Origin of the sequence: Mesorhizobium loti, from assembly GCA_014189435.1 — a bacterium.
Taxonomy (GTDB): domain Bacteria; phylum Pseudomonadota; class Alphaproteobacteria; order Rhizobiales; family Rhizobiaceae; genus Mesorhizobium; species Mesorhizobium loti_G.
In genome coordinates this window covers 3250525-3267837 of the sequence record CP050293.1, presented here as the reverse complement: position 1 = coordinate 3267837, position 17313 = coordinate 3250525, and the positions used below count along the sequence as shown (strand labels likewise).

Annotated in this window: 14 protein-coding genes and 1 pseudogene; 7 read left to right on the top strand and 8 right to left on the bottom strand. The window is 62.1% G+C overall.

Annotation, left to right across the window (positions count from 1 at the left end; translation table 11 throughout):
- Positions 1–9 precede the first annotated feature (9 nt).
- Together HB777_16100 and HB777_16095 are read left to right on the top strand one after the other, a co-directional pair.
- Positions 10–561 carry a hypothetical protein gene (locus HB777_16100; protein ID QND68788.1) on the top strand — a complete coding sequence of 184 codons (552 nt, stop codon included), beginning with the start codon at positions 10–12 and terminating at the stop codon, positions 559–561.
- Positions 562–598: 37 nt separating this feature from the next.
- Complete coding sequence (locus HB777_16095; protein QND65271.1) at positions 599–1018, top strand: hypothetical protein; 420 nt, start codon at positions 599–601, stop codon at positions 1016–1018.
- Positions 1019–1063: 45 nt separating this feature from the next.
- Here HB777_16095 and HB777_16090 read toward each other — a convergent pair whose 3' ends face one another.
- From HB777_16090 to HB777_16075, 4 genes are all read right to left on the bottom strand, one after another.
- Positions 1064–2113 (bottom strand): acyltransferase, encoded by a 1050-nt coding sequence (locus HB777_16090; GenBank protein ID QND65270.1) that lies wholly within the window; start codon positions 2111–2113, stop codon positions 1064–1066.
- Positions 2114–2178: 65 nt separating this feature from the next.
- A complete protein-coding gene (rnd, locus tag HB777_16085; protein ID QND65269.1) occupies positions 2179–3330 on the bottom strand; it encodes a ribonuclease D in 1152 nt (383 codons plus the stop codon).
- A gap of 75 nt (positions 3331–3405) precedes the next feature.
- The gene (locus HB777_16080) at positions 3406–4650 is read right to left on the bottom strand and encodes an MFS transporter (GenBank protein ID QND65268.1); all 1245 of its coding nucleotides are present in this window, start codon (positions 4648–4650) and stop codon (positions 3406–3408) included.
- A 128-nt stretch (positions 4651–4778) separates the two neighbouring features.
- Entirely contained in the window at positions 4779–6005 is a 1227-nt protein-coding gene (locus HB777_16075; protein ID QND65267.1) for an MFS transporter, read from the bottom strand.
- Between the two features lie 119 nt (positions 6006–6124).
- Between HB777_16075 and HB777_16070 the strand changes: the two genes are divergently transcribed.
- Both HB777_16070 and aspS read left to right on the top strand, forming a co-directional pair.
- Positions 6125–6883 carry a DeoR/GlpR transcriptional regulator gene (locus tag HB777_16070; protein QND65266.1) on the top strand — a complete coding sequence of 253 codons (759 nt, stop codon included), beginning with the start codon at positions 6125–6127 and terminating at the stop codon, positions 6881–6883.
- Positions 6884–7076: 193 nt separating this feature from the next.
- Complete coding sequence (aspS, locus tag HB777_16065; GenBank protein QND68787.1) at positions 7077–8867, top strand: aspartate--tRNA ligase; 1791 nt, start codon at positions 7077–7079, stop codon at positions 8865–8867.
- Positions 8868–8980: 113 nt separating this feature from the next.
- On the opposite strand, the gene HB777_16060 is transcribed toward aspS, so the two are convergent.
- A complete protein-coding gene (locus tag HB777_16060; GenBank protein ID QND65265.1) occupies positions 8981–10171 on the bottom strand; it encodes a hypothetical protein in 1191 nt (396 codons plus the stop codon).
- Positions 10172–10512: 341 nt separating this feature from the next.
- Here HB777_16060 and parC point away from each other — a divergent pair, with 341 nt between their 5' ends.
- The 3 genes and pseudogenes from parC (at position 10513) to HB777_16045 (ending at position 14719) form a co-directional block, all read left to right on the top strand.
- Positions 10513–12750, top strand: coding sequence for a DNA topoisomerase IV subunit A (gene parC / locus HB777_16055; protein ID QND65264.1), 2238 nt, complete (start codon positions 10513–10515; stop codon positions 12748–12750).
- A gap of 284 nt (positions 12751–13034) precedes the next feature.
- Entirely contained in the window at positions 13035–14240 is a 1206-nt protein-coding gene (locus tag HB777_16050; protein QND65263.1) for an AI-2E family transporter, read from the top strand.
- Between the two features lie 78 nt (positions 14241–14318).
- Positions 14319–14719: pseudogene (locus HB777_16045) on the top strand (hypothetical protein).
- 29 nt (positions 14720–14748) lie between these two features.
- Here HB777_16045 and HB777_16040 read toward each other — a convergent pair.
- From HB777_16040 to HB777_16030, 3 genes are all read right to left on the bottom strand, one after another.
- Complete coding sequence (locus HB777_16040; GenBank protein ID QND65262.1) at positions 14749–15645, bottom strand: DMT family transporter; 897 nt, start codon at positions 15643–15645, stop codon at positions 14749–14751.
- 130 nt (positions 15646–15775) lie between these two features.
- Positions 15776–16540: an arginyltransferase gene (locus HB777_16035; GenBank protein QND65261.1), complete on the bottom strand. Its 765-nt coding sequence runs from the start codon at positions 16538–16540 to the stop codon at positions 15776–15778.
- Positions 16541–16680: 140 nt separating this feature from the next.
- A complete protein-coding gene (locus HB777_16030) occupies positions 16681–17151 on the bottom strand; it encodes an RDD family protein (protein QND65260.1) in 471 nt (156 codons plus the stop codon).
- Positions 17152–17313 lie beyond the last annotated feature (162 nt).

Genomic DNA, 17313 nt, shown 5'->3' with positions numbered 1-17313 from the left:
GGGCGGAGCCTGACGGCGACGATCCTGCGGCTGTCGCGCCACGCAGGCGCGCTCTGTTTCCTGTCGGCGGCGGTGTTCATCGCCATGACGGTGCTGGAATTCTTCTACTTTCGCCGGTTGAGCGGCGGCTTGCCGTCACTCGACATGCGTATTTTCGGTTTCACCCCGGACGAAGGCATGGCCTGGCTGACGGCGCTTGGCCGGCGCGGTGGCGAGATCATTCTCGTCTGGCACTATCTGACCTTCGATCTGCTGTTCCCGGCGCTGCTGTCGGTGACGCTGGTCAGCCTGATCCTGGCCACCGGCCGGCGATTGAAGGCTTTCCGCGTGCTGCCGGCGCAGCTGCAGTCGATCTTCGCGATGGTTCTGGTGCTGCCCTACACGCTTGCCGACTACGTCCAGAACATCGCGGTGGCGCGGCTTCTGTCCGATTTCCTGTCGGCGAACCCGGATTCGCTGTCTTTCGCCTCGTCGCTGATCGTGACCAAGTTCGCGCTTTTCGCCATCCCGGTGATCGTCATCGCCGCCTTCTGGCTGGCAGGCCAGAAACGCCAGGCTTGATGCCGTACGCAAGGCCCAGCCGGGCAGGGGACGCTTCATGAACCAGACCACGATCTTCTGGCCTGTTCTGGCGCATGTGCTGCTGATCTACATGGTCTACGGCGTCCTGGGTCGCCGCAGATACGGCGCAGTCAGGTCGGGCGAAGCCAAGGCCGGTCAGTTCAAGGTGCGCTCGACCGAGCCGGCCTCCAGCGTCACCGTTGCCGCCAATCTCACCAACCAGTTCGAACTGCCGGTGCTGTTTTATGTGCTGTGCCTGACGCTGCACCTGACCAATGGCGTCAACTATCTGACCCTGGCGCTGATGTGGATTTTTGTCGCGTCGCGCTATTTTCACGCCTGGGTTCACCTGACCAGCAACAACCTGCTGCTGCGCCGCCGCTCTTTCTTCGTCGGAGCAGTGATTCTCTTGCTGGGATGGATCTGGTTCGCGCTGCATCTGCTCGGGGCAGTCTGAAGCCACCTGCACGGCTGTGAGGCGTCATAACTGGGTTGGTTTTCGTCAGTCGAGTCTGAGTCGGAAGTTGAACGACAGCCCCGTCACAAGCCCAACGGCGCCCCCTTCGATCCTTCGACGAAATCTATGCTCGACCGCCCAGGCCACGAACGCCGCCAAGCCGAGCACGACGGCAAACGCTACGCCGATTCGAAGACACGGTGAGCCGATCCACTGAGCCAGCCACCGTATGATGGCGACACCGATATTCTGGTGCAGAAGATACAGTGGATAGCTGATAAAACCGACATAAGTCACGCATCGCCAAATCCTGATGTCGCGCAACTGAACCCCGATGACACCGAGAATCGAAAGCGCAATTACCCATACGGTGAATGTGGTGACGCCCCACAACCCGACGGCGATTGCCAAGCATCCTGCCGTTACAGCCATCTGCACGATCCAGTTCGATCGGCGCGCCGCAATACCCATCAAAAAGAAAAGGCTGTAAGGGAAGAAAAAATAGCTGATGGCGACGCCCTGGAACGGATGGATCAAAGCTTGATGGTCCGCCCATAGGCCTGAAAAGTGGACTGCCGCGCCCACTGCAGTGAAGCTTGCGAACAGGACAAGTGCGCCTTTCGCCCAAAGATAGAAGATGAGGCCGAATACGAGGTAGAACTTTGCCTCCGCAAACAGGGACCAGTAGGCGCCGTCGACAAGTGGCGTGGAGAAAAACAGAGGTCCCCAAGCTGCGTTGCGCAGGCCATCGGCGGCTGAAACCTCTCTATCGGGAAGACCTAAGATCGCAACTATGACAAGCGTGATCGCTATGCTGGCGATGAGCGCGGGTTCCAGGCGTGCGAACCTGCGCAGCCAAAACGTCCAGATGGTTTCCGCCCGCTCTGCCGTCCTCGCAATGCAGTAACCGCTGATGATGAAAAAGAGAAAGACACCAACGATTCCGTTCCATGGCACAGTCATCTGATGCGGGAAACGGATGTAATCGGCGGGGAAGCGCGACGTATAGTGGAAAATCAGAACCAGCATCACCGCGATTGCGCGCAATGCGTCAATCGCATCGTATCTTCGGTTCTCGTCCTGATCCGAATTCATCGCAACGAACTAGCAGCATTCGACACGGACGAACAGATTGCTCCGATGCCTCAGCTCCGGAGTCTCTACAGGTCGAACACGGCGATCTTGCGCTTGTCGAACTTGATGCCGATCTCGCCGCGCACCAGCTTGAGCGCCGCCTCGCCGAACACCGCGCGCCGCCAGCCCTGCAGGGCGGGTACGTCGGCTTCCTCGCCCTCGGCGGCGATGCGGTCGATGTCGTCGCTGGAGGCCAGCACTTTCGAGGCGACGCCCTCTTTTTCGGCGACGATCCGCAGCAGCACCTTCAACAGCTCCGCCGCGGCGTTCGAGCCCTCGGGCGGCTGGAAATTCTTCGGCAGTTTCGGCATCTGCTCCTTGGGCAAGGCAAGCGCGGTGTTGACCGCGCCGAGCAGCGCCGTCGCCGTCGAGGAGCGCTCCCAGCCCTTCGGCGTCGTGCGCAGTTTGCCAAGGGCTGCCGCGTCGCGCGGCGCCTGCTGCGCCACCTCGTAGATCGCATCGTCCTTGAGCACGCGGCCGCGCGGCACGTCGCGTTCGCGCGCTTCGCGCTCGCGCCATGCCGCCACGCCCTGCACGATCGCCAGTTCCTGCGGCTTGCGCAGCCGCATCTTCAGCCGCTTCCAGGCGTCCTCGGGATGCGGGTCATAGGTCTCGCGCGAGGTCAGGACCTCCATTTCCTCGTTGAGCCAATGGGCGCGGTTTTCCCGCACCAGCTCGGCGCTGAGGTGCTGATAGACCTCGATCAGATGGGTGACGTCGGCCAGCGCGTAGTCGAGCTGCTTGTCGGAAAGCGGCCGGTGGCGCCAGTCGGTGAAACGCGATGACTTGTCGAGCCGCGCCCCGGTGATCCGCTGCACGAGCTGATCATAGGAAACACTGTCGCCGAAGCCGCAGACCATCGCCGCCACTTGCGTGTCGAACACCGGATGCGGAACCAGATCGCCGAGGTGGACGATGATTTCGATGTCCTGCCTTGCGGCGTGGAAGACTTTGACCACCGCCTCGTTGGCCATCAGCTTGAAGAACGGCTTCAGGTCGATATCAGGCGACAGCGGATCGATCAGCGCCGTCACGCCGGGCGCGGCCATCTGGATCAGGCACAGGATCGGCCAAAAGGTCGTTTCTCGAATGAATTCGGTGTCGACGGTGACGAAATCCGACTTTTCGAAAGCGGCGAGAACGGTCTCGAGTTCTTTCTGGGTGGTGATGACGTGCATCAAATCGCTTTTGGCAGGAGTAAGGTCTTCCTAGATTTCAGCCGGCGGGGCTTTCGTCAAGCGTTGGCGCCATCGTCACGACCCGGCCGGCCCGTCGGAATCGCTGTTTCTCTTGGCCAGCCGTGCGAAAACCGTCGAAGTGCGCAACAGTGCGGTGAAGCGGCTGCGCCTGCCTGCCGGCACGCCGGACCGGGCCTGCATCCGGTAGAGAATGACGGCGATGAAGATCGCATAGACGACGGCGCTGAACACGAACAGCGCGCTCGGCCCGAAATACTGCATTGCCGTCGAGGCGGCGAACGGGCCGCCAATGGCGCCGAAGGAATAAAACAGCATCAGGGCCGCGTTGATCAGCACGAACTCGCCGGTGTCGGCGCGATCGTTGGAATGCGCCGCCGACAGCGAATAGAGCGGCATGGCGAAACAGCCGAAGATGAAGATGATGATGAAGTTGAGCAGCGGATTGCTGCCGGCGATGAACACCAGCGCCAGCGCTGAAAGCATCGCGCAGCAGGTGGTGATCAGCAGCACCCTGCGCCGGTCCCAGCGGTCGGAGAGGTAGCCGAGCGGATACTGGATGATGGCGCCGCCGAAGATGCCGACGCTGACGAAGGTGACGATATCGGCGACCGACATGCCGATCTGCTCGGCGTAGACCGGCGACAATGTGCGAAAGGCGCTGTTGGTGACGCCGACGGCGATGCAGCCGAAGCAGCCCAGCGGCGAAATCCGCCAGACGCGCGCCAGGTCGAGCTTGACGTCCTCGGGCGGCGTCGGGTTGGAGCGGTCGCCGAGCGATACCGGCACCAGCGACAGCGTGATCATGATCGACATGATGGCGAAGATGGTGAAGCCGCCGGCGCCGAAGACCGGGATCAGGAACTGGGCGCCGGTGACAGAACCGGTGTCGACCATCCGGTAGATCGCCAGCACGCGGGCACGATCCTTGTTGGCGACGCCGGAATTCAGCCAGCTTTCGACGATGGTGAACAGCCCGGCAAAGCAGAAACCGCCGGCAAAGCGCACCGCGCACCACATCACCGGATCGAGAACCAGCACCAGCAGCAAGGTGCCGACCGAGGCGATCGCCGCCAGCGCCGAAAATGCCCTGATGTGGCCGACCGCCTTCATGATGCGGGTGATCGCCAGGCAGCCGAGCAGGAAGCCGGCGAAATAGAAGGTGCCCATCAGACCGATGTCGGAGGCCGAAAACCCCTCCTGCGCGCCACGCAGCGCGATCAGCGTGCTCTGCAGCCCATTACCGCCAAGCAGGATGCCGGCGGCGAGAAGGAGCGGGATCAGTGGGCGGATGGAGGACATGAAGCAATCACGTGTCGGTGATCCCTTCTTGAACCATCGCCTTGGCCAATACCAGCGGCAATTCCTGGCTAACTACAGCAAGGATCTGTCCAATTGCTCGTGGAAGGCCACCCGCGTCACGAGAACGGTCAAGCCTCGCCGGTCCGCGCCAGCATCTTGCCCCGCTTTGGTTGGAGCAGCTCGTCAGCCGGCGCGGCGGGTTTGACCGCGGGCGGCCGCCGCCCCAGCGATCCCGCCGTAACCAGGCTGAGCACGATGAACGGAATGCCGATGGCAAAGGCCGAGCGGATGCCCCAATGGTCCGAGGCGAAGCCGAGCAGCGGCGGGCCGAGCAGGAAGGCGACGAAGGAGATCTGCGACAGCGCCGCGACATTGATTGCCGCTGGGCGATCCGTCCGCTGAGCGGCGGCGGAGATCGCCAGCGGGAAGAGGGCGCTGGTGCCGATCCCCAGGAAGGCAAAGCCCAGCATGGAGAAGAACGGCGCGGGCGAGAAAAAGATTATCAGCACGCCCGCGGCCATCATCACCAGCAGCACCCGCGCCACGCCGCTTGGCGAGTAGCGGTCGACGAAACTGTCGGCGAAGAAGCGCGTGGTTGCCTGGGAAAGGGCGAACAGCGCCACGGTGAAGCCGGCGACGAAGGGGCCTGATTCAAACACGGTGCGCATATAGATCGCCGACCAGTCGATGCTGGCGCCTTCCATCAGCATCGCGGAGAGCGTCACGGCCACGAGGACGAGGATCGGCAGCGTCGGCCGCGCCAGCACGGGTGCCTTCTCGCCCGTGCCGGCGAAACGGCTCGGCGCCGGCTGGTAGCCGCCGAGGAACAGCGCCATCGAGGTCGCGACGATCGGCACGATCAGCGCCAGATGCAGTTGCGGCGATATGCCGAGATGCGCGAGCGCCGCGCCGAACAGGCCGGCGCCGAAAAAGCCCATGCTCCAGAATGAATGCGCGCGGTTCATGATACGGCGCTTGACCAGGAATTCGGTCCGGTCAGCCTCGACATTGAGCATGATCTCGACGCTGCCGATCATCAGGCCGACGGGAAGGAGCATCAGGAAAAGCGCAAGCGGGCCCGGCGCATGCACCGCGATGGCATAGGCAAGCGCCACCAGCGGGACCAGGACAAGCAGCGCGCGGCGGAAGCCGACGCGCTCGAGAAGCGGTGTCGCCAGCGTCAGCGCGGTCAAGGTGCCGATCGGCGTTCCGATCAGGCTGAGCCCCAGCGTGCCATCCTCGATACCCATTGCGTGTTTGATGTCGGGCAGCCGCGGAAAGATGTTGCCCATCGCGAACGAATAGATCGCAAACCCGGCATAGACCCGGTGTTGGGGAGCAAGGTTGAGGCTCATGGCGCGGTGCTTTCGACGAAAGAGAAGACGTTGGTGGGTTGTCCAGCAGCGGAATGCCTGTCTCCTTGCATAAACGTGCATAACATGCAAGAACACGTATAAAGAAGCAGGATCATGCAATGTTGACCGATGAGCGGCATCGAATCATCCGCGACCGCCTGGCGGCGGAGGGAAGTGTGTTGGCCGGTGAACTGGCGGTCAGCTTCGGCGTCTCGGAGGACACCGTCCGCCGCGACCTGAGGGAGCTGGCGAAGTCCGGTCAATGCCGCCGCGTCTATGGCGGCGCGGTCGCGCCTGCACCTTTCGCGACCACGCCGGTTGGCCTGCGCGCCAGCCATGCGGCCGAAGAGAAGACGCGGCTGGCCCGAGCGACTGTAGCGTTGCTCGTGCGCGGACAGACTTTGTTCATCGACAGCGGCACGACCAATGCCGCGATCGCCAAGGCCATCCCGCGTGACCTCGATCTGACCGTCGCCACCAATTCGCTCGAAGTTGCCTCGGCGCTTTCAGACCACGCCCTGATCGAGCTGACTGTGCTGGGAGGCAGGTTCGATCGCCACCTCGGCGCTTGCGTTGGCGCCGACACGCTTGCCGCCGTCGCGCAGCTTGGCGCGGACCTTTTTATTCTGGGCTCCTGCGGTCTCGATGCCTCGCGTGGCGTGACGGCCTTCGATTCAGCGGAGGCCGAGGTGAAACGGGCCATGGTCAAAAACAGCGCAGGCATCGTCATCGCCGTCACCAATGACAAGCTGGCAACCGCGGCGCCCTATCGCGTCGCCGGGGCCGACGCGATCCGCCATCTGGTGGTCGAAAAGACTGCATCGGCCGCAATCCTTGCGGATTTCGAACGTCAGGGCGCTGAAATCCACTTCGCTTGAGGTGGGACGAGACGGGACCGGTCACGGCACTTTGGTTTCGGGTTCGGCCGAAGTCCCGGGCTGAAGCGAAAGAAGCGCGGGCGACCTGCTTGCCTTGACAAATCCAACCTCCCATGCGCTTTTCGCGCAAATTTTCAGGCCGGGCCGTGATGCTTCGGCCCGCAACCCAGCACCCCGGACTTTACCAATGACAATGCACCGTTACCGCAGCCATACCTGTGCCCAGTTGAGGAAGAGCGACGTTGGCTCGACCGTTCGCCTGTCTGGCTGGGTGCATCGCGTGCGCGATCATGGCGGCCTGCTCTTTATAGACCTGCGCGACAATTATGGCCTGACCCAGATAGTCGCCGATCCGGATTCGCCGGCCTTCAAGGTCGCCGAGACCCTGCGCGGGGAATGGGTCGTTCGCGTCGACGGCGAGGTCAAGGCGCGCTTGGCGGAGACGGCGAATGCCAATTTGCCGACCGGCGAGATCGAGATTTTCGCCCGCGAGATCGAAGTGCTGTCGGCGGCCAGGGAATTGCCGCTGCCGGTGTTCGGCGAGCCTGACTATCCCGAAGACATCCGGCTGAAATACCGTTTCCTCGACCTGCGCCGCGAGACGCTGCACAAGAACATCATTGCGCGGACAAAAATCATCGCTGAAATGCGCAAGCGCATGGGCGATGTCGGCTTCACCGAATTCTCGACTCCGATCCTCACCGCCTCGTCGCCGGAAGGCGCGCGCGACTTCCTGGTGCCGTCGCGCATCCATCCCGGCACCTTCTACGCGCTGCCGCAGGCGCCGCAGCAGTACAAGCAGCTGATCATGGTGTCGGGCTTCGACCGCTACTTCCAGATCGCCCCCTGCTTCCGCGACGAGGATCCGCGCGCCGACCGTCTGCCCGGTGAATTCTACCAGCTCGACCTCGAAATGAGCTTCGTCGAGCAGGACGACGTGCTGTCGACCATGGAACCGGTCATGCGCGGGGTCTTCGAGACTTTCGCCAACGGCAAGCCGGTGACGCAGAAATTCCAGCGCATTCCCTATGACGTCGCCATGCGCAAATACGGTTCCGACAAGCCGGACCTGCGCAACCCGATCGAGATGCAGGCCGTCTCCGACCATTTTCGCGACTCCGGCTTCAAGGTGTTCGCCAACATCCTGGCCAACGACCCGAAGGCCGAGGTGTGGGGCATTCCGGCAAAGACCGGCGGCAGCCGCGCCTTCTGCGACCGCATGAATTCCTGGGCGCAGGGCGAGGGCCAGCCGGGGCTCGGCTACATCTTCTGGCGCAAGGAAGGTGACAAGATCGAGGGTGCCGGTCCGCTGGCCAAGAACATCGGCGAGGAGCGCACCGAGGCGCTCCGCCTTCAGCTCGGCCTCGCCGACGGCGACGCCGCCTTCTTCGTCGCCGGCGATCCGAAGAAGTTCGTCTCCTTTGCAGGTGCCGCGCGCACGCGCGCCGGCGAGGAGCTGAACCTTGTCGACCGCGAGCGTTTCGAACTGTGCTGGATCGTCGACTTCCCGTTCTTCGAGTGGAACGAGGAAGAGAAGAAGATCGACTTCGCCCACAATCCGTTCTCGATGCCGCAGGGCGGCATCGATGCGCTGAATGGCGAGGATCTGCTCGGCATCAAGGCGTTTCAGTACGACATGGTCTGCAACGGCTTCGAGATTGCCTCGGGCGGTATCCGAAACCATCTGCCCGAAACCATGGTCAAGGCGTTTGAAACGGTCGGGCTGGATCGCGCCACGGTCGAGGAGCGCTTTGGCGGCCTCTACCGCGCCTTCCAGTATGGCGCGCCGCCGCATGGCGGCATGGCTGCAGGCGTTGACCGCGTCGTCATGCTGCTGCTCGGGGCAAAGAACCTGCGCGAGATCACCATGTTCCCGATGAACCAGCAGGCCTATGATTTGTTGATGAACGCGCCTTCGGAGGCAAGCCCGCAGCAGCTTCGCGACCTGGCGCTGCGCGTTGCTGTGCCCAAGAAGGACGCCTGATCGCGCTCGGGCGATGCTTTAAAGAACCGCCCGAACCGATTCTTTCGATTCGCTAATCCCATGAAAAAGCCCGGCATCGCTGCCGGGCTTTTCGCATATTGGGATCGCTTCGATCAGTCTTCGTTGGCCTTGACGGTGACGCCGAGCGTCTTCGGCAGGTCGAGCGGGTTGGACATGGCGCCAGCCATGATCAGCGCGAACGGCACCGATGCCGGCGGCTCGGCCGAGACTTCGAGGCTCTTCGGATCGTCGAGATACTTGCTGACCGCGGCTGTGACCTGTGCCGTCAGCTCTGGATTGTTGAGCTGCGCCATGCCGAACGGCACGATCGCCTTGGCCTGGTTGGCGATGTCCTTGCCGGACATGCCTTGCTGCTTGCCGACATAGTCCAGCACCTTGTTGGTCAGCGAATCGTCGTCGAAGCGGATCGAGGCGCTGTTGAACGAAAGCTGCTGCAACAGGCCGAGCATCGCCATGCCTTGCGCCGAATTGTCGGCGCCTTCGGGCTGTGCCGCCATCTTCTTCTGCATTTCCTGCAGCGACTTGATGAAGTCCATCGTGTAGCCGCCGAGATCGAAGGTCATGCCGAGCGTGCCTGCATTCTCGACGGAGATGTCGTATTTCGACAGTTCCATTTTGCCGTCGGTGGGCTGCCAGGTGCCGGCCATCTCGAGATTGCCCGCGATGTTCTGGTAGCCGAGCGCGTTGATGACTTCCTTGGACTTGGGATCGTCGACCAGCGTCAGGTCGGCATTGAACTTTTCCGTGGTGGCGGTGAATTCCATCGCCTTGCCGTCCGCCGGCGGCGTGATCTCGATGGCAAGCCCGTCCATCGAGAAGGCGGTCTTGTCGGCGACCTTGACGGTCATGTTCGAGAGTTCGGCGGACTTGTACATCATCAGCGAGCCCAGCGGGCTGCTGGAACCATCCGCCGGAACGGTCATGTCATGGATGACGAAGGGGCTGAGGTCGAGGGTGACGCCGTCCTTGCTGTGCGTGAAGGCCGCGGTCGACACGGTGGCGATCTCATAGCCGCCATTTGCCTCGGTGACCCCTTCGAGTTTGACGTCGCCGATGGTGAGCGCTTCCTTTTCCGCCGCCGGTTTGACGGCAACGCCCTGCAGCACCATGCTGGTGTTGTCACCGGTCACGCCGGTCCAGGTGATGTCGACGCCCTGGGCGGAGAGTGCCGCCTTCAGCCGGTCGGCAACCGCCGCATCCTGGGCGAGGGCGGCGTTGAGCGGCAGGGTGAGCAAAAAGGTCGAAAGGGCGAATTTCCTAAGAGTTGAGCGTTTGATTGTCATCGCAAGGTCCCTGAGAGTGTGCTGAAATTGTTTTTCAATTCTTTGCGCCATCACCATTCCGTGACGAACTGGACGGGAAAAAGGCGTGTCCCGGCACAATGGTCAAAAATCACGGTGAAAGGCAAACTCGATCCCACCGTCTTTGCGCAAACCGGTGAATTTGTCATGAAGAGCCGGTAGTCAGATATCATCAGGCTTGGCCATAGAACTCGCATGTAACAGGCTGATGTTGGCCGGCATCCCTTGGCGCATGGTTTCATGTTGCAGAAGGGGCGGCATAGCGGTCTGCCTCTTGCCGCGAATCACCCGCTCGGCTAGTCCCAGCCCATGGCAAAAGGGTTTTGCCGCCTCAAGATGGCGGCGGCGATCACATTGAACCGGTGGATCTGAAGAAGGCGCTGGAAGAGCGCTATCTGGCCTATGCGCTGTCGACCATCATGCACCGGGCGCTGCCCGACGTGCGCGACGGACTGAAGCCGGTCCATCGCCGCATCATGCACGCCATGCGCCTGCTGCGGCTCAATCCGGACCAGGGCTTTGCCAAATGCGCCCGCATCGTCGGCGAGGTGATGGGCAAGTTCCATCCGCATGGCGACCAGTCGATCTATGACGCGCTGGTGCGGCTGGCGCAGGATTTTTCGATGCGCTACCCCTTGGTCGACGGACAAGGCAATTTCGGCAACATCGACGGCGATAACGCCGCCGCCATGCGCTACACCGAAGCGCGCATGACCGACGTGGCGACCGAACTCTTGTCCGGCATCACCGAGGACGCCGTCGACTATCGGCCGACCTACAATGAAGAAGACGAGGAGCCGGTGGTTTTGCCCGGCGCCTTCCCGAATCTGCTGGCCAACGGCTCGTCCGGTATCGCGGTGGGCATGGCGACATCGATCCCGCCGCACAACGCGGCCGAGCTGTGCGACGCGGCACTGCACCTGATCGAACACCGCGACGCGACGGTGGCGAAGCTGATGGATTTCGTCCAGGGCCCGGATTTCCCGACCGGCGGCATCATCGTCGACAGCCGCGCCTCTATCCTCGAAGCCTATGAAACCGGCCGCGGCGGTTTTCGCGTGCGGTCGAAGTGGATCCAGGAGGACCAGGGCAGGGGCACCTGGAGCATCGTCGTCACCGAAATCCCTTATGGCGTGCAGAAGGCGCGGCTGATCGAGAAGATCGCCGAGCTCTTGATGGCACGCAAGCTGCCGCTGCTCGAGGATATCAGGGACGAGAGCGCCGAGGACGTCCGCGTCGTGCTGGTGCCGAAGAGCCGTTCGGTCGATCCCGGCATCCTGATGGAATCGCTGTTCAAGCTGACCGAGCTCGAAAGCCGCTTCCCGCTTAACATGAACGTCCTGTCGCGCGGTAAGGTGCCGAACGTGCTGTCGCTGAAGGGCGTGCTGCAGGAGTGGCTCGAGCACCGCCGCGAGGTTCTGGTCCGCCGCTCGAAACATCGGCTTGGAGAGATCGAAAGACGGCTGGAGATCCTTGCCGGCTACCTGATCGCCTACCTCAACATCGACGAGGTGATCAGGATCATCCGCGAGGAGGATGAGCCGAAGCAGGTGATGATGGCCCGCTGGTCGCTCACCGACACTCAGGCCGAAGCCATCCTCAACATGCGGCTGCGCGCTCTGCGCAAGCTTGAAGAATTCGAGATCCGCAAGGAATTCGACGGCCTGAGCGCCGAGAAGAAGCAGATCGAGGCGCTGCTTGCCTCAAACGAGAAGCAGTGGGCGACGATCAAGTGGGAAGTCACCAACATCCGCGACAAGTTCGGCCCGGAGACCGAGCTTGGCAAACGCCGCACCCAGTTCGCCGACGCGCCCGAGCATGATCTGACCGACATTGCGCATGCCATGATCGAGCGCGAGCCGGTCACCGTGGTCGTGTCGGAAAAGGGCTGGCTGCGGGCGATGAAGGGGCATCTGGCCGACCTTTCGACGCTGACCTTCAAGGAGGGCGACAGCCTCAAGCTCGCCTTCCATGCCCAGACCACCGACAAGGTGCTGGTCTTCACCACCGGCGGCAAGTTCTACACCATCGGCGCCGACCGGCTGCCCGGCGGGCGTGGCCATGGCGAGCCGATCCGCATCATCGTCGACATGGACAATGACCAGGACATCGTCACCGCCTTCGTCCACGACCCGAAACGCAAGCTGCTGCTGGCCTCGCACGACGCCAATGGTTTCATCGTGTCGGAGGAGGAAGTCGTCGCCAACACCCGTAAGGGCAAGCAGGTGATGAACGTCAAGGCGCCGGACGAAGCCAAGCGCTGCATCCCGGTCACGGGCGACCATCTCGCCATCGTCGGCGAGAATCGCAAGATGCTGGTGTTCGCGCTCTCCGAGATTCCGGAAATGGGTCGCGGCAAGGGCGTGCGGCTGCAGAAATACAAGGACGGCGGCCTTCTCGACCTCAAGCCGTTCACGCTAGAGAGCGGCCTCTCCTGGCAGGATTCAGCCGACCGCACCTTCACAAGGTCGCGCGAGGAACTGGCAGAATGGATCGGCGCGCGTGCCTCGGCCGGCCGCATGGTGCCGAAGGGATTCCCGAGGACGGGGAAGTTTGGGTAGCGGGTGAAGCTGCCAATCTCCCCCTCGTGGGGGAGATGTCCGGCAGGACAGAGGGGGGCGCTGTCCCGCCGACTGTCGAGGTCACAGATACCTAATTGTGCCGGTTGCGGTTCGTCACGGTCCAAACCCAAGGCTGCGATCCTTGACGCCCCCCTCTGTCCTGCCGGACATCTCCCCCACGAGGGGGGAGATTGGCAGCTTCTCCATCATCATTTGGACTATCGTCACGATTGCTGCACTATATCAGTGCATAGAAGGGAAGGGTGTTTGGGAGAGCCAGGCGTTTGAAGGAAGCAAGAATCCAGAAGCCGGAACGGCAGCAGCGCCTGTTCGGCCTGTCGACGCCGCTGCGGGCCGCCGTCATTCCGCCGCTGTCGGCGGCGCGCTGGCTGCTGGTGCTGATCGTCGCCGCCGGCGTCTATTTCTTCCACGGCTTCCTGTTTCCAGTGCTGGCGGCGCTCGTCATCGCTTTCGCCAGTTGGCCGCTCTATCGCCGCCTGCTCGTTGCAGTCAGCGGCAACCGCACCATCGCCGCGACCTTTGCCATCCTCTTCATCCTCGCCTTCCTGGTGATACCGATCGCGCTCGCCGGCACCTATGCGATCAACGAGGTCCGCGAATGGGTCGCCTGGGCGATCGAGACCAACCGTCACGGTGCCGTGACACCGCACTGGATCGCCACCATGCCTGTCGTGGGCGAGTGGCTGAACGAGCAGTGGACGACCAATTTTGGCCATCCCGGCGGCATTGGTGAGCTGATCCAACTGGTCAGCGGCGCCAACATCGGCAGCATCTATCGCGGCGTGTTGGCCGCCGGCGGCAGTGCTTTCGGCCTGCTGTTGACACTCTTGTTCATGATGATCGCGCTGTTTTTCGCCTATCGCGACGGCGAGCACTTTGCCGGTCAGGTCGACCGCCTTGGCGAGCGCATCCTGCCGACCAGATGGGAGCGGATCTCGCGCGTCGTGCCGGCGACGATTTCGTCGACCGTGACCGGCATGACCGTCATCGCCATCGGCGAAGGTCTGGTGCTGGGTATTGCCTACTGGCTGGCCGGCGTGCCGTCGCCGGTGACGCTCGGCGCCCTGACCGGCGTCATGGCGCTGATCCCAGGCGGTGCCCCATTGTCCTTCACGCTGGTCTCGATCTACCTCGCCGCCAGCGGGTCGCCGATGGCCGGGCTGGCGCTGTTCCTCTGGGGGGCGGTCGAACTGTTCATCGTCGACAAGACATTGCGCCCGAAACTGGTCGGCGGGCCGATAAAACTGCCCTTCCTGCCGACCTTTTTCGGTCTGATCGGCGGCGTCAAGACCATGGGTTTTCTCGGCCTGTTCATCGGCCCGGTGCTGATGGCCCTGCTGGTCGCGATCTGGCGCGAATGGCTGCGCGAGGTGGAACTGACCGACGAAATCGCTGCAGCGGCACCCGTGGAACTGGAGGGTGGTCCACCGCAGATCGAGATCGTCGCCGATAAAAAGGCCAGTGCCTGAAGACCCCGCTCACTGAACTATCCGCCGCGACCCCGAGCGACTATTGATCCATTTCCGGTCAGAAATAATATCCTGCGCATGTTTTTGCGATTTGTTCGGTCAAATGCCATTAAGGGAACGCATGCGCGCGAAGGTTTTTTGGCGCTGCCTATGAATTGCAGGGTCAACCGGATGTTGATCGACATACATTGGACCAGCTGGAAGACAGTCTTGCCTGGTTTCGACAGAACCTCGCAATACCGCCGCGTTTCAACCTCTCAAGATCGAAAGGTTTCTACCGGAGAGAGACGACCCAAGGATTGAGCTGGTTCAAACCAACGGCAACGGAACATCTGGCAAAGGCCTTTGACCTCGCGGCGCTCCTCGCGCAGCACGGGCATCATGTTGACGTCATGAAGAGTTCTCGTCTGGGATATGTCATCTATGAGGACGAATACCAGATCGTTGCAGAGCCTTTTTCAGATACGGCAACCGGTTGATCGCACCTGGCATATCGGCACTAAGATGCTCAGACTGGATGATGCACCGCAAGGTCGCTACGGCGTTTGCGGCCCTCGTGCAATTGCCACAGCGAATGCGCAATCAGCGTGACGATCAGGATGGCGCCGCCGATCAGGCTGTTGCGGGTCGGTGTTTCGGCAAAGATCATCCATACCCAGACCGGCGCCAGCACGGTTTCGAGCAAATAGAACATCGCCACTTCAGGTCCCGAAATGTATTTCGGCCCATTGGCGAGGCAGAAGAACGCTATCGGCATGATGACGGCGCCGTTGAGGATGATCCACCATGGCGCCTCCACCTGAAAGCCGGTCTTGGAGACCATGAATGCCGCCAGCCCAAAAGGCAGGATGACGCCGATCAGCGCGGTAAAGCCCATATCCTTGCCGCTGGCGCGCGAGATGGTGATGGCGCAGGCGATCAGGAAGGCCGAGCACAATGCCATCAGGTCGCCGAACAGATTTCCGGTGCCGACGGAATCGCCGACGATGATGGCGACGCCGACGATCATCATTGCCAATGCCGCAAGGGTCAGCGGCCGCGGCCGCTCCTTCAGGAACACCCACGACAGCAGTGCGGCGAACATGGTGGTGAAGGCCAGGATGAAAACCAGATTGGCGGTCGAGGTGTTGTAGACGCCGGTGATGAAGGCAGTCGCACCGAGTCCGTAGATCGCGGCAACGATCAGGCCCGACCAGCCCGGGATGAGCTGAGGCGCATTCTTGCTGAACGAGCGCCAGACGGTCCACACGATCAACGCCGCAGCCAAGGTGCAGCCGGTGCGCAGCAGCAAGATCGTCCACGCCTCGCCATGGGCGAGCCGGATCAACGGGATATCCACGGTCAGCGTCAGCCCGCCAAATGCGGTGAGCAGAAGTCCTTTGGTGTGAGCATCGTGAGACGACATGCAGCGACTTTCGCAATGAATTCGGGAGAGGACGGCGGGTCGGCGCAATCGCCCACTCTCCGCCAACCAGCGGAAAGACCGGCATCATCTCAAGTGAAAAATGTTTAGGCCCGGACTTGGGAAAGGATAGTTAGCGCGTGACCGCTTCGTTGGTGTAGCGCTCCCAGCCTTTCGGGCCGAGATGCTCCTGCGGCATGAAGCGCATCTTATAATTCATCTTGCGCGAGCCGTTGACCCAGTAGCCGAGGTAGACATGGGGCAGGCCCATCGCCCTGGCGCGGGCGATGTGGTCGAGGATCATGAACGTGCCGAGCGACCGCTCGTCGAAATCGGGATTGAAGTAGGAATAGACCATCGACAGGCCGTCGGCCATCTTGTCGGTGAGCGCCACCGCGATCAGCTCACCCTGTCCCTTGCCCGTGATGAAGGTGTCGGGCCCGCGCCGCCGATACTCGATCACCTTGGTGTCGACATGGGTGTCCTCGACCATCATGGCATAGTCGAGCACCGTCATGTCGGACATGCCGCCACGGCGATGGCGGGCATCGAGGTAGCTGCGGAACAGGGAATATTGTTCGGTCGAGGGTTCGGCATTGTGCATGTGGCCGACGAGATCGGAATTGTGCTGCAGCACGCGTTTCATGTTGCGGCTGGCGACGAATTCCTGGGCCAGGATGCGTACCGAAACGCAGGCGCGGCAGGTCTCGCATGCCGGCCTGTAGGCAATATTCTGCGAGCGCCGGAACCCGCCTTGCGTCAGCAGGTCGTTCATCTCCGCCGCCTTGTCGCCGACCAGGTGCGTGAACACCTTGCGCTCGAATTGGCCGTCGAGATAGGGACACGGCGACGGCGCGGTCAGGAAGAACTGCGGCGACTGGGTCGGATGCTGCGTCATCGAGCCTTGGAAACACTCCTTCGAATCGCTCTACCTTTGGCGCGGATGGCGAAAAATTCAACAGGATTGTGGAGGCGTGGTCGACTTGACGCCTTCACATTTGCGCTCAATCGGTTGCGACTGCTCTTTAGAGGGCCGTTTCAGCGGTCGGTACGGCTGACGACCGTGCCAAGCAAAAGGTCGTGCAAGGTGCGCTTGCGGTCGGAAAACAGCGTTACCAGCAGCACGAGCGGCGACAGGATGACGTTGCCGGCCCAAAACAGCACCGAATGGACGACCGCAGTGAGGCCGTCGATCGGCCTGCCGTCGAGCCGGTCGAGCCGAATGCCCATCATCTTCATGCCCGTGGTGGCCTGGTCGGTGCTGCCCAGCGTGTTCCAGATATAGAGGATGGCCACAGCCGGCACCAGGATGCCGAACAGCATCCAGCCAAGGCCGAGGGTCAAAAGCCCGAGGAAGAACACCAATATGGCAAACGGAATGGTGAGCAGCGCGACGATGATGTAGTCGATCACGAAGGCCAAGATACGCTTCGTGCGCACGCCGTCATAGGCCCTGACATCGTCAAGCCTGCTGGTGATGATTTCGCCGTCGAGAACGCGCGCGTTCATGTCATTTCCTCGTAACAGGAGCCCTGCATAGGGTGCTGGCTGCTCAGCAATGAAATGGTGAGGGCCCGGCGCGGAATCAAGATCGGGCTTTTTACGGCGCACGAGCTCAAACAGCGCGGGATGCAATCTGAACCGGTTGAATTTGCGGCGCGGATGGCATTA